9 protein-coding genes are annotated in these 13,149 nt (G+C 68.9%); 1 reads left to right on the top strand and 8 read right to left on the bottom strand.

Translation table 11 applies throughout. From position 1 onward, the window contains the following. Window positions 1-115: 115 nt before the first annotated feature. From B9S57_RS32105 to B9S57_RS32125, 5 genes are all read right to left on the bottom strand, one after another. Window positions 116-1,033 (bottom strand): anti-sigma factor, encoded by a 918-nt coding sequence (locus B9S57_RS32105; protein WP_103760670.1) that lies wholly within the window; start codon window positions 1,031-1,033, stop codon window positions 116-118. Continuing rightward, on the bottom strand, window positions 1,030-1,734 hold the full coding sequence (sigM, locus tag B9S57_RS32110) for an RNA polymerase sigma factor SigM (protein WP_103760671.1): 705 nt from the start codon (window positions 1,732-1,734) through the stop codon (window positions 1,030-1,032). Before sigM ends, B9S57_RS32105 begins: the two co-directional genes overlap by 4 nt. A 25-nt stretch (window positions 1,735-1,759) precedes the next feature. Next, on the bottom strand, window positions 1,760-3,460 hold the full coding sequence (locus tag B9S57_RS32115; protein WP_103760672.1) for a protein kinase family protein: 1,701 nt from the start codon (window positions 3,458-3,460) through the stop codon (window positions 1,760-1,762). 132 nt (window positions 3,461-3,592) lie between these two features. Beyond that, window positions 3,593-5,752 (bottom strand): murein biosynthesis integral membrane protein MurJ, encoded by a 2,160-nt coding sequence (murJ, locus tag B9S57_RS32120; protein WP_103760673.1) that lies wholly within the window; start codon window positions 5,750-5,752, stop codon window positions 3,593-3,595. Between the two features lie 49 nt (window positions 5,753-5,801). Continuing rightward, entirely contained in the window at window positions 5,802-8,099 is a 2,298-nt protein-coding gene (locus tag B9S57_RS32125; protein WP_103760674.1) for a DUF6049 family protein, read from the bottom strand. A 180-nt stretch (window positions 8,100-8,279) separates the two neighbouring features. On the opposite strand from B9S57_RS32125, the gene B9S57_RS32130 reads away from it, so the two are divergent. Next, window positions 8,280-9,722: a CCA tRNA nucleotidyltransferase gene (locus B9S57_RS32130; protein ID WP_103760675.1), complete on the top strand. Its 1,443-nt coding sequence runs from the start codon at window positions 8,280-8,282 to the stop codon at window positions 9,720-9,722. A 137-nt stretch (window positions 9,723-9,859) separates the two neighbouring features. On the opposite strand, the gene B9S57_RS32135 is transcribed toward B9S57_RS32130, so the two are convergent. The 3 genes from B9S57_RS32135 to B9S57_RS32145 all read right to left on the bottom strand — a co-directional run bounded on the left by B9S57_RS32135 (window position 9,860) and on the right by B9S57_RS32145 (window position 13,086). Further along, window positions 9,860-11,149 carry an MFS transporter gene (locus tag B9S57_RS32135; protein ID WP_103760676.1) on the bottom strand — a complete coding sequence of 430 codons (1,290 nt, stop codon included), beginning with the start codon at window positions 11,147-11,149 and terminating at the stop codon, window positions 9,860-9,862. A gap of 92 nt (window positions 11,150-11,241) precedes the next feature. Further along, entirely contained in the window at window positions 11,242-12,324 is a 1,083-nt protein-coding gene (locus B9S57_RS32140; RefSeq protein ID WP_103760677.1) for an inositol-3-phosphate synthase, read from the bottom strand. Between the two features lie 60 nt (window positions 12,325-12,384). Beyond that, window positions 12,385-13,086 (bottom strand): PadR family transcriptional regulator, encoded by a 702-nt coding sequence (locus tag B9S57_RS32145; RefSeq protein ID WP_103760678.1) that lies wholly within the window; start codon window positions 13,084-13,086, stop codon window positions 12,385-12,387. Window positions 13,087-13,149: the final 63 nt, after the last annotated feature.

Consider the following 13,149-nt stretch of genomic DNA (forward strand, 5'->3'; position numbering starts at 1 on the left):
CGTCTCTGCAGACTGCCTACTGCCTACTGGGGTCGGTTCCACGACTCTCACCCCACCCAACGGATCCTACGGGGCATGCATTCCCGAAATGCCGGTCCGGCTCACGGCCTGGCCGTCAGGGGCGTGCGTAGGACTGCGTGAGCAGCAGTCGTCCCTTCGCCGCAGGCGTGGAATCCACGCACGCCGCGTCGACGACATAGGCCCGCACACGGCTCGAGTCGGTCGCGTCAGGCAGTACGACGAGGAACGCGGCGATGCCTTGGTAGCTGCCCTCTTCCACCGCCAGGGCTGGGGCGTCCCGGCCCGTGCCCTGTTGGACGCAGGGCGGGACATCCACGACCGGTGCACGCAGCGGTGTGCGGGGAGTCGCGGCGTCGGGAGAGGCGTCCCCCGGGGACGACTTGGTGTCCAGGGATGGCTTGCCCGGATCCCTGCCCGGAGCCTCGGGAGCTGTCGCCCCCCTCAGAAGTACGTGTACCTGGCCTTCCAGCGTGCTTTCCGAGAAGTCCGCCCCGCTCTTCTCTGCGGCGCTGACACCACGGTCGGCCATCGAGCCGGCCGAATCCTGGGACGGTTGGATGGCTTGGAGAAGGAAGACGCTCATACCGACGGCCGCCGCACCGAAGGCAGCGCCGAGGATCACCGTGCGGCGACGACGGCGGGACGGCCCCCGGCCGGGGCCGGTGGCCCCGCGAGGACGTCCTGCAGGCCGAGCGGCGGCAGCGCCCTCGGCGGGCGGATCGTATGTTTCACGTGAAACGGAGATCGCGGCCGTGGCGGTGGGTGGTGCTTCCGCCGCCAGAGCCGTGTCGATGCGGTCGGCGATGTCCTGGGGCATCGGCTCGTGAACCGGCGCCACCCCTCCGAGGAGGGAGCGGATCTCCTCCAGGGAGGCGTAGACGTCGCCGCACTCGTCGCAGGCTTCGATGTGATGGCGAAGGGCTGCTTCTCGGGACGGCGGGAGGAGATCCTCGGTGAGATCGGAGATCTCCGAGATGTCCGGGTGTCGAGCCGTGTCGGCCGTGTCTGTCATGCGAGCCCACCTCCACCCTTTACCGCGGCAGGGTCGCCGTCACCTGCGTCTCGTGGTCCTGACGCAGGTGGGACGGATGTCCCCCGCGTCCGGTTCCTTCCCGTGGAGCCGTCCTCGGCTTCCCCTCCGGTGCTGCGCAGGTGGGTCAGCAGAGGCAGCAGTCTGGCCCGACCACGCGCACAGCGGCTCTTCACCGTGCCGGTCGGCACATCGAGGACGCGGGCGGCCTCTGCCACGGGGTAGGCCTGCATATCCACGAGCACGAGAGCGGCACGCTGGTCGGCGGGGAGGGTGGCGAGGGCTTCTATCAGCTGACGGTGGAGGTCCTGCCGTTCGGCCGGCGCCTCGGCGGACTCGTGCGGCTCCAGGAGCTGTTCCAGCCGTTCGGTGTCGTCGACCGGTGAGGTCTTGCGTGAGGACGCCTTGCGAGCACGGTCGAGGCAGGCGTTGACCGTGATCCTGTGCAGCCATGTGGTGACGGCGGACTGACCACGGAACGTGTGAGCCGCGCGGAACGCGGAGACCAAGGCGTCCTGCACGGCATCGGCAGCCTCCTCCCGGTCGCCGAGGGTGCGCAGGGCCACGGCCCAGAGCCGGTCCCGGTGGCGCCGCACGAGCTCGCCGAAAGCGTCGGGATCGCCTGCGACGTGCTGGGCCAGGAGGTCCTGGTCACTGGTGTCGGCGAATCCGGCGTCGTCCAACGGTGAGCCCCCTCCCCTGATGCCGTCAGCTAGTGACCTTGATGTCCGAGATCTTGCCCCGGTAGTTCCCGTCGGAACTCGGAGGCAGCTTGGTCAACCAGACCAGAAGGTACCGCGCCTGCACCGGCTTGTCGGGCTTCAGGGACACTTTTGTTCCGGTTCCCTTGGCGACCTCGCCGAATCCGTCGGGCATCTGAGGAACGGACGAGTCCTCGGTGGTCCGCAGCTCGACAGAGGTGCTGCCGCCCAGGAAGGACACGTCGACGTTGCCCACCTGCTGGACCTTGCCGAGGTCGAGAACGACTCCGACGCCTTCCTTGAGCCGTCCGAAATCGGCGCTGAAGTAGCCGGACGTGTTCCAGTAGGAGCTCGCATCGCCGTCGTAGACGTTCTTTATCGAGCCGGGCTTCTCCGAACCGTCTGCACCGAGCGGGTCGTAGTCCTGGGCTCCCACGATGGTGACGGGCTTGCTGGGCGCGACAGCGTTCTTGTCGTCGCCCCCCTCCTGGTTCGTCTGCGTGGGGACCTGCTCACCCGAGTCCTTGCCCCGGTCGAGGACGGTCTCCGCCAGCTGCCAGCTACCGAGGCCCAGGGCGGCGATGAGCAGCGCGGACACCGCCCACTTCAGCGCCTTGCCCGTGCGGCTCTGGAGCGGGGCCGGAGGGGCCGTGATGACCGGCTGGGTGGCGGACGTGGGGCGCGCGGAAGGGCGCCCGTAGGTGCCCTGCTGGTAGGTCGTGCGCTGGTACTCGGGCGGCGCGGTGAAGGCGGGCTCAGGGGGGAGGATCCGCTCCATGGCCGCGACGGCCTTCGCGAGCTCGTCCGGGGTGGTGCACGGCTGTTCCTGCCGCGACGCGGTGGCGCCGTCGTTGGCCAGCGCGCGCATGGCGAGCTCGGACAGACCGCGGTGGACGCCGGCACGCACCTGGTCAGGGGGGATCAGGCCCAGGTCCTTGGGGAGCCCGGAGAGACCGTAGGCGTCGCTCTCGTAAGGCCACCGACGGGTCAGTGCCGCGTAGAGAAGCGCTCCGACGGCCTCGGTGTCCGTGCGGAGAGGCTGGTCGGCGGTGATGCCCCGCAGAGCGGCGTTCACGGCCAGACCGCGGATCCGGTACTGGCCGGTCGAGCTGCGCAGGACCGCACCGGGCGTGAGGCGCAGATGCGCGAGCCCTTCGCGGTGTGCTGCGGCCATGGCCTGGGAGATCTGACTCACGAGCTGATAGGCGTCGTGGGCTTCCAGGGGGCCCGCTGCCAGCAGGGCCGTGAGCTCGGTGGCGTCGGGAAGCCATTCGTGGACGACGTAGACGAGGTCGTCCTCCTCCACGGCGTCCAGGACCTGGACGAAACGAGGGTCGCCGAGCAGGGCGGAGGAGCGGGCCGCGGCCAGCACCGAGCGGGCGCGCGGGTGATCGGCGGGCAGCAGGTGGACACCCACCGCACGCCGCAGCTTCTCGTCGACAGCCCGCCAGCTGCTGAATCCGTCCAGCCGGGTGACGCACTCCTCGAGGCGGTAGCGTCTGGCCAGTTTGTGCCCGCTGTGCAGATCGGGCGACGCCGGAACGGCCTCCTGGCCGTCCTGCCCGCTGCCCGCGTCCTTGGCGCTTGCGCCGTCTGCGTCCTTGGTTTGTGCCGTCCCGTCGGTCGTGGCCGCGTCCGCCTTGGCGGTCAGCGGCTCGTCGCCGCTGTTGTCGGCCACGTCGACAGCAGCCGTGCTACGTTCCGCCACCGTCGTTCCTGCCTCCCCATCCGTTGCGCGATGCCAGCCAGCCAGCCTGCACAGTCACGCCAATTGTGCCCACACTCCGGCGCTATGCACGACACGCGGTGTCCAGCGATGGTTGTGCGGTTCGGAGCGCGTTCAGCGGCCGAGGCGTCCTCGGACCATGCCGACCATGCCGTTGAGCTCCTCGATACGCATCTTCTTCGCTGCGACGAAGAAGACGCCCAGCAGGACAACGCTGCCACAGACCAGGGCCACCACCGAGCCGCCGGCTCCGTCCCCGAGAGCCTTCAGCAGGGCGAAGCCCACACCGCCGCCGACCACGGCCGCAGGGACCGCGGCGAGGCAGAGACGGGCGTAGGTACGCACGACACGGGCCCCGTCGAGGTCACCGCCGAGCCGGTTGCTGAGCCGCCGCCAGGCGATGCCGACACCGACCGCGTAGGCCAGTCCGTAGGACGCCGCCATTCCCACGACTGCCCACTGGGCCGGAAGAATCACGTAGCAGGCGGCAGACGCTGCCGCGTTGACCGCTGCGACGATGACCGTGTTGTAGAAGGGGGTGCGGGTGTCCTCGTAGGCGTAGAAGCCGCGCAGCACGACGTACTGCACGGAGTACGGGATGAGGCCGAGCCCGAACGCCATCAGGATGAAGCCCATCGAGCGTGCCGCCTCGGTGCCGCTGGAGGCGTAGAGCAGGGTGCACATCGGCAGCCCGAGGGCGAGGAAGGTGAAAGCGACCGGCACGATGGCCACGGCCGAGTTGCGCAGCCCTTGCGAGATGTCGTCGCGGACGGCCCCGGGGTCGTTGTCGTGGGCGGCGCGGGAGATGCGGGGCAGCAGGGCCGCCATGACCGAGACGGTGATGATGGCCTGGGGCATGCCCCAGATCAGCTGGGCGTTGGAGTAGGCGAGGAAGCCGGAGCCGTCCTTGCCCGCGAGCTTGCCCGCTGAGGTCGCCAGCTGGGTGACGACCAGGACGCCCGCCTGGTTGGCCAGGACGAACAGGACCGTCCACTTGGCGAGCTTGATCGTCTTTCCGAGCCCGTGGCCTCTCCAGTCGAAGCGAGGACGGAAGCGGAAGCCCGCCTCACGGAGGTAGGGGATCATGGCCAGGGCCTGCACCACGAGACCGAGCAGCGTGCCGATGCCCAGGAGTCGGACGCCCTCCGGCGGGATCGTCTCCACGCCCATCCGGGATTCGGCGGACGTGCCGTAGACCCAGATGAACATGCCGAAGGTGAAGATCATGACGATGTTGTTGAGGACCGGGGTCCACATCATCGCGCCGAACTTCCCACGGGCGTTGAGGATCTGGCCCATGACCACGTGGACGCCCATGAAGAAGATGGTCGGCAGGCAGAAGCGGGCGAAGGTGACCGCGACACCGTTGGCCGCAGGGTCGTTGGCGATGGGCAAGGACATCAAGCGGATGAGCTGCGGCGCGGCGAACACGGCGATCGCCACGATCACGCCGAGCGCCACCATGACGAGCGTCAGCAGCCGGTTGGCATAGGCCTCGCCGCCGTCCTCGTCGTCCTTCATGGACCGGACGAGCTGGGGAACGAAGACCGAGTTCAGCCCCCCGCCCACGGTCAGGATGTAGATCATCGTCGGGAGGGTGTACGCGATGGTGAAGCTGTCACCGAGCAGAGCCGCGCCCAGGGCCGCCGTGATCACCAGGCTGCGGACGAAGCCGGTCAGCCGGGACACCAGGGTGCCCGCAGCCATCAGCGCGCTCGACTTCAGTATCCCGGCGGCTTTGCCACCGGACTTCTGCGGAGCGGGGGCAGGAGCAGCTTCGGGCTCCGCAGGCGGCCCCGGAGGGCGGCCCGAACCTTCCTGGTCGCGGAAGAGGTGAGCGAACGCGTCCTGCTCCCCGCGGTCCCCTGAAGCCTGCGTGACCAGGTCGTCCACCCCGACGTACTGGGTGGTCCCGGCGTTGTCGCCGTAGGGAAGGTGCCGGGAGGGCCCTGCGGGCTCCGGTGGCGGGGTCTGGGCCCAGATACGAGGGTCGGGGGCGTGCTGGGCAGCGGGAGGCTGTTGGTAGAGCGCCTGGGGCTCCTGGTAGGTGCCCGGAGGCGGTGGGGGGTGCGAGGCGCGGTCGTAGAGCGCCTCGGCCACAGGGTCCTGCGAGGCGAGGTCCTGGGCACGGTACGGATCGTGGTCGTACGCGTGCTGCAGGTAGGGGTCGGGTGCCTCCCCGTCCTGGCCGGCGCCCGGGGGCACCGGCGGACCGCTGGAAGACCCAGCCCCGCCCGCGCCCTGCCCGCGGTCACCGTCGTACGGCGCGTTCATCGAAACCCCACCTCATCGTCCCCGGCCGACCGGCCCCGACAGACATCGCTCAACGGTCCACTTTCTCACCCGGGCCGGATGGGTCACCGCTTTCCGGACCGGTGTCCGGCGCGGGGTCACTCGGCTGCTCGGGTTCGCCGCCGTTGTCCTCCACCGCTCCGCCCGCGACCGTGCGCTTGCGGTGGGTGTACATCCTGATGCCCGCCAGGACCAGGAGCAGCAGCCCGCCCGCGATCACGAGGAGCACGGTCGGTGTGACCTCCGAGACCTTCACGGTGAAGGTCATTTTCTCACCGTACGGAGCGCCGTCCGCGGTGAAGAGCCGTGCGGTCACCTGTGCCTGTCCGTTGGCGTTGGCAGCGGCGTCGAACTTCACGGACTGGCTGTGTCCGCCGGCGATCTTGACCGGCTGCTCGGCCACGGCTCGGCCGTCGTTGAGCTTGAGACGTGTCGCGTTGCCCGACGTCAGGCGGAGGACCAGGTGATCGACGCCCTGGACCAGTTTGTTCTGCACGGTCACAGGGATGGTCGCGCTGCGCCCGGACAGGGTCAGGTCCGACTTCGTGATCAGCTGGACCTCGTTGGTGAGGCCCTGCAGATAGGTGCGGACCGCGTCACGGTACTGCTGTGCCTCCAGCGCCCTGCCGCGCCAGGACGTCGACACGGCGCGGTTGATCGCGTTCCCGAAGGGGGTCACCACCCGGTCGGGCTGGGTGAGGATGACCTGGAAGCTGTTGAGCGAGTCCTGGGTCGTCCTGATGTCCTGGAACGCCTGGGTGGGCAGCTCCTGGTTCCGCAGCCTCTTCGGGTACTGCGAGGCCGCGGGGACCTTGGTCGTGGCCTGTGCGTCCGGCTTCTGCCGGGCTGCCGCCATGAGATCGGCGGGCTGGGTCCAGTGTTCGGCCGTGAGCGCCTGCAGGGCGCGCGCCATGGCCTGTGCCTGACCGGCGGTGGGTGTCCGTTGCGGTGCGACGACGATGCTGCGTTCGTTGTCGGGGGCCTGCTCCGTCAACGCCAGCGTATGAGCGAGGAACTTCTGGACGGCGAGCGTCGAGGCGCCGGCCTTGCTCATGTCCCCGGTGAACGCGGTGGAGAGCCGGTGGTCGGAGACGAGGGCGGTGGTGCCCCCGCCGATCGGCCGGGCCGACGTCGGCGTGTAGGGCAGTCCGCCCGTCTCCTTGAGGCTGTCGCTGCGGGCGATCACTTTGTGCGCGCCGGCCGACGTGGCGACGTCCACCACCGAGGGATCGATCGCACCGTCCACCGGCCAGGCGAAGTCCGTGGACGGCTTCACATGAAGGACGGTCTCCACGGTCGTGCCGGCGACTTCGGTCGCCGTCCGGAGGTGGCTGAGGGCGCCCGAGACGTTCTTGCCGCGGTGGGCGATGGAAGCGAGGTCGGGGTCGGCGAACGGAAGGGCCACGACCTTTCCCTCCTTCACCGCCGCCTGCAGATCTGTCAGCCACTTCTTGGCGATGGTCTGGTTCGTTCCCGCGACCGTGGTGTTGCCGACCTTCACGCGGTAGTTCTTCGTCATCGCGTCGACGGAGGCGAGCAGGTCCGGGTCGATCACCCACGTCACGGGGAGCTGGCGCCCGAGGGAGACCATCTGCTCCAGGCGGCCGCCCGGAGCGAGCTCGAGGGCCAGATCGTCGTTGGCGAACACGGGGGTCTGCTGTTCGTCGGAGCCCGTCTCGGCGGTGACGTGAGCCGACGCGATGAGCGGCCAGAGGAAGGTGAGCTTGGTCCTGGTGTCGGTGTCCTCCGGCTGCCACGGCAGGAAGGTCCTCTGGATACCGAGCACCTGGTCGTAGCCGTAGTCGGTGGTCTGCCCCGTGAGGGAGACGCCCAGCTGGTAGACGCCCTCGGCGCCCAGGTCCAGCTTGTCCACCGGGACGGCGAGGGTGAAGTCCTGACTGACGCCGGAAGCGAGCTTGGGAACCTTCAGGGTGTACGAGCCGCCGAGCTTGGCCGGGTCGCTGCCGGGCTGGTATCCCGTGCGCTTGGCCGCCTCGTCGACCGCCCCCCTGCCGGACAGCCTCGGGCCGACGCGCAGGTCGACCTCGGCGTCCGTGACCGTCTTGTCGCCCTTGTTGGTCAGGGTGCCGGAGACGGTGAGCGTGTCGCCCTCGGTCGGTGCGCTGGGGGCGAGCGTGTCCAGGGACACATCGACGGTGCGCGATCCGGTGGGGGCCTTCGTCGCGGCCTCGGCCTGGGCCGCGGCCGCCCCGGGACCGGCCAGGAGGCCGACGACCAGCGGTGCCCCGACGATCAAGGAGGCCTTGCGCCGGAGCCACCGGCGGGCAGGGGAGGGATGCATCCCCTGAAAGTCTGCCGCCTCGGCCACGCGTATCCGTCCCTCGTCGTCGTCAGCTGGTGCCGGTCCTGCCGGTCTCTGCGTCCCCGCATGGTAACGATGCGCCCGAGGGCTGAGTGCCGGGGACCGTGCCACATGATCGGGAGAGTCTCGCAGGGCCGCAAGAATCGATGACGCCCGGGCCGGTCCGGGCACGTACCCTTTTCTGTTGTGTCGAACGCCAACGAAGACAGCCCCCGTGCACTGAGCCAGGTGCAGCACCGCGCAGTCAGTGAACTGCTGCGGGTGTCCCCCGTCGCCGACGACCTCGCCCGGCGATTCCAGGAGGCCGGATTCGGTCTCGCCCTGGTCGGTGGGTCGGTCCGCGACGCGTTGCTCGGAAGGCTCGGGAACGATCTGGACTTCACGACCGATGCGCGCCCGGAGGACGTGCTCAAGATCGTCCGCCCTTGGGCCGACTCGGTCTGGGAGGTCGGGATCGCGTTCGGCACCGTCGGCTCGCAGAAGGACGGCTACCAGATCGAGGTCACGACCTATCGGTCCGAGGCGTACGACAGGACCTCGCGCAAGCCTGAGGTCTCGTACGGAGACTCGATCGAGGACGACCTCGTGCGCCGCGACTTCACGGTCAACGCGATGGCGGTCGCGCTGCCGCAGAAGGAGTTCATCGATCCGCACGGCGGGCTCGACGACCTCGCCCAGCGTGTACTGCGCACGCCGGGAACGCCCGAGGCGTCCTTCTCCGACGACCCGCTGCGCATGCTGCGTGCCGCCCGCTTCGCCGCACAGCTGGACTTCGAGGTCGCTCCCGACGTCGTCAAGGCCATGACGGACATGGCGGAACGCATCGAGATCGTCTCGGCCGAGCGGGTCCGTGAGGAACTCAACAAACTGCTCCTCTCCGGTCACCCCCGTAAGGGGCTGGGGCTCCTCGTGGACACCGGCCTCGCCGACCGGGTGCTGCCCGAGCTTCCCGCGCTGCGCCTGGAAAGTGACGAGCATCACCGTCACAAGGACGTCTACGAGCACTCCCTGACGGTCCTGGAGCAGGCCATCGATCTGGAGGAGGACGGCGCCGACCTCGTGCTGCGCCTCGCGGCCCTGCTCCACGACGTCGGGAAGCCGAGGACGCGGCGCTTCGAGAAGGACGGCAGGGTCTCGTTCCACCACCACGAGGTGGTCGGAGCCAAGATGGCCAGGAAGCGCATGACCGAGCTCAAGTACTCCAACGAGATGGTCAAGGACGTCTCGAAGCTGGTGGAGTTGCACCTGCGCTTCCACGGATACGGCGACGGCGAATGGACCGATTCGGCTGTGCGCAGGTACGTGAGGGACGCGGGGCCTCTGCTGGACCGCCTTCACAAGCTGACGCGCTCCGACTGCACGACGCGGAACAAGCGCAAGGCGAATGCCCTGTCGCGCACGTACGACGGTCTCGAGGAGCGCATCGCTCAATTGCAGGAGCAGGAGGAGCTGGAGGCGATCCGGCCCGACCTGGACGGCAACGAGATCATGCAGACCCTGGGTGTCGGACCCGGGCCCGTGATCGGCAAGGCCTACGCGTTCCTTCTGGAGTTGCGGCTCGAGAACGGCCCGATGGAGCGTGAGGTCGCGGTCGCTGCTCTCAAGGACTGGTGGGCGGCGCAGGGCTGAGGGCGTCGCAGCAGGCTCCACGCGACGTCGGTCGCTGACGCGCCCACCCTGTTTCACGTGAAACAGGGTGGGCGCCCTCGGTGGGACGGTTCCCGGACAGACGGAGAGTGGCGTTGTTTCACGTGAAACAGTGCCCCTCATTCCTTGATGCGAGCGCGCTGGAGTGCGAGGCTCACATGTCGCCGGCGGAGCATGGCGACCGAGACGAGGGCGTAGAGCACCGCCAGGGTGATGACGACGACGACGGACCGTCCGTCAGCGGGAAGCACGAGGGCGGACATGGCTGCGGCGGCGACGAAGGCGACGTTGAACAACACGTCGTAGAGAGAGAAGACCCGGCCGCGGTAGGCGTCGTCCACGGAGGTCTGCACCTCGGTATCCGTCGCGATCTTCGCTCCCTGGGTCACGAGTCCCAGCACGAAGGCCGCCGCCAGCATCGGTGCAGGGGCGAACGGAAGACCCAGTGCGGGTTCCAGGAAGGCCGCTGCTCCGGCGCAGCCCGCCAGCCAGCCGTACCGGCCGAAGCGTCCGACTGCCCAGGGGGACAGCACGGCGGCCGCGAAGAACCCTGCGGCCGAGGCGCCGAGTGCGAGGCCGAGGAGGGCCAAGCCGTCGGACTCGCCGTCGGACCAGGCGTAGCGGCAGAGCATCAGCACCATCACGGTCAGTGCTCCGTAGCAGAAGCGGAGCACCGTTATGGCGGCGAGCGCGTGTGCCGCGTCCCTCCGCTCGGCCAGATGGCGCAACCCCGCGACGAGCCCCCGGGAGGTCGTGCTGAGTGCCTCCCGCAGTGGCACGTGGTGCAGCCCGCGATCCGGTCCGAGGAGGGTGCGGGGAAGCGTCAGGGAGACCAGTGCCGAGAGAAGGTAGAGGACCGCGCCCAGGAGGACCACCGAGGCATCGGATCCGCCCGTCAGGAGGCTGATGGCCAGGGCGAGGCCCCCACCCGCGGTGGCGGCCAGCGTGCCGGCCGTCGGCGAGAGGGAGTTGGCGACGACGAGACGTTCGGTGTCGACGACGCGAGGCAGCGCAGCCGACAGCCCTGCCAGCACGAAACGGTTGACGGCGGTGACGCAGAGGGCTGAGGCGTAGAACAGCCAGTCCGGAACGGAACTCAGGAGCAGCACGGCCGTGCAGCACGCCAGCGCGGCGCGCAGCAGGTTTCCGTACAGGAAGACCTGGCGGCGGGGCCAGCGGTCGAGGAGGACTCCCGCGAACGGGCCGATCAGCGAGTACGGGAGAAGCAGCACGGCCATGGCCGAGGCGATGGCTCCCGGCGTCGTCTGGTTCTCGGGTGAGAAGACGACGTAGGTGGCGAGCGCGACCTGGTAGACGCCGTCGGCCGACTGCGAGAGAAGTCGTACGGCGAGCAGGCGACGGAAGTTCCGAAGGCGCAGGAGTACGCCCAGATCACGCACGACAGGCATGTGTGCAAGGGTCACACACGTGGGGGGCCTCCGGGCGGATTGCCCGGGACCCCCCACATGGAGAAGCGTCGGTGGTGCGGTGACCGGCCGGGTCAGCGCTCGACGTCGCCGCTGATGAACTTCTCGACGTTCTCCCGGGCCTCGTCGTCGAAGTACTGGACCGGCGGGGACTTCATGAAGTACGAGGAGGCCGAGAGGATCGGGCCGCCGATGCCGCGGTCCTTGGCGATCTTCGCAGCGCGCACCGCGTCGATGATGACACCCGCGGAGTTCGGGGAGTCCCAGACCTCGAGCTTGTACTCCAGGTTCAGCGGAACGTCACCGAAGGCACGGCCCTCGAGGCGCACGTACGCCCACTTGCGGTCGTCCAGCCAGGCCACGTAGTCCGAGGGGCCGATGTGGACGTTGTCCGCACCGAGCTCGCGGTCACGGATCTGCGAGGTGACGGCCTGCGTCTTCGAGATCTTCTTGGACTCCAGGCGCTCACGCTCGAGCATGTTCTTGAAGTCCATGTTGCCGCCGACGTTCAGCTGCATCGTGCGGTCCAGGATGACGCCCCGGTCCTCGAAGAGCTTCGCCATCACGCGGTGCGTGATGGTGGCTCCGACCTGCGACTTGATGTCGTCGCCGACGATCGGGACACCGGCCTCGGTGAACTTGTCGGCCCACTCCTTGGTGCCGGCGATGAACACCGGGAGGGCGTTCACGAAGGCGACCTTGGCGTCGATGGCGCACTGCGCGTAGAACTTCGCAGCCACCTCGGAACCGACGGGCAGGTAGCAGACGAGGACGTCGACCTGCTTGTCCTTGAGGGTCTGGACGACGTCGACGGGGGCGTCGGCGGACTCCTCGATCGTCTCGCGGTAGTACTTGCCCAGGCCGTCGTGGGTGTGGCCGCGCTGCACGGTCACGCCCGTGTTCGGCACGTCGGCGATCTTGATGGTGTTGTTCTCGCTGGCGCCGATGGCGTCCGCGAGGTCGAGGCCGACCTTCTTCGCGTCGACGTCGAAGGCGGCGACGAACTCGACGTCACTCACGTGGTACTCGCCGAACTGGACGTGCATCAGACCGGGCACCTTGCCGGCCGGATCGGCGTCCTTGTAGTACTCGACGCCTTGCACCAGCGAGGCGGCGCAGTTGCCCACGCCGACGATGGCTACGCGAACCGAACCCATGCCGATTGCTCCCTGTGTTCTCGGTGTTCCCCGATGACGCCTTACGGATCTTCGGGGGTGTCACTTGGTGTCGTCGGACGGATCCGGCCGGGTGTCATCCCGGTGCCGGGGCAGGCCGCCCGTCTCTCCTGATGTGTCCTGCTGAGTGGAGCTCTCGGGCGTGGACCGTCGCTGGTCCCGTCCCGACCGCTCGCTCTCGATGAGCTCGTTCAGCCAGCGCACTTCGCGCTCCACGGACTCCATGCCGTGTCGCTGCAGCTCAAGCGTGTAGTCGTCGAGTCGTTCGCGGGTGCGGGCGAGAGAGGCGCGCATCTTCTCGAGACGCTCCTCCAGCCTGCTGCGGCGCCCTTCGAGTACGCGCATCCGCACCTCGCGCTCCGTCTGCCCGAAGAAGGCGAATCGAGCAGCGAAGTGCTCGTCCTCCCAGGCGTCGGGACCGGTGTGCGAGAGCAGCTCCTCGAAGTGCTCCTTACCTTCTGCCGTCAACCGGTAGACGATCTTGGCCCGGCGTCCTGCCAGCGAGGAAGCGGGAGCGACCCCGCGACTGGTGGCAGGCGGCAGAGCCGGGACGCTTCCCGGTTCCTCGATCAACCAGCCGCTGGCGACCAGCGTCTTGAGGCAGGGGTAGAGGGTGCCGTAGCTGAAGGCGCGGAAGATCCCCAGCGACGTGTTCAGGCGCTTGCGCAGCTCGTACCCGTGCATAGGGGACTCGCGGAGCAGGCCGAGTACGGCGAATTCGAGGATGCCGGAGCGTCTGCTCACCTTCGCCTCCTCCTTCGCCTGGGTGCTTCCGCGGGCCGATGGGCCCACCTTGTGCCGTGCTGA

It is taken from the genome of Streptomyces sp. SM10 (genome assembly GCF_002910915.1).
In the GTDB taxonomy this organism is placed as follows: domain Bacteria; phylum Actinomycetota; class Actinomycetes; order Streptomycetales; family Streptomycetaceae; genus Streptomyces.

What these genes read in the sequence shown, in the direction of transcription:
- B9S57_RS32140 (WP_103760677.1), bottom strand. Translation starts at nt 12,324, where the DNA reads ATGGGTTCGGTTCGCGTAGCCATCGTCGGCGTGGGCAACTGCGCCGCC.
- murJ (WP_103760673.1), bottom strand. Translation starts at nt 5,752, where the DNA reads ATGAACGCGCCGTACGACGGTGACCGCGGGCAGGGCGCGGGCGGGGCT.
- B9S57_RS32105 (WP_103760670.1), bottom strand. Translation starts at nt 1,033, where the DNA reads ATGACAGACACGGCCGACACGGCTCGACACCCGGACATCTCGGAGATC.
- B9S57_RS32135 (WP_103760676.1), bottom strand. Translation starts at nt 11,149, where the DNA reads ATGCCTGTCGTGCGTGATCTGGGCGTACTCCTGCGCCTTCGGAACTTC.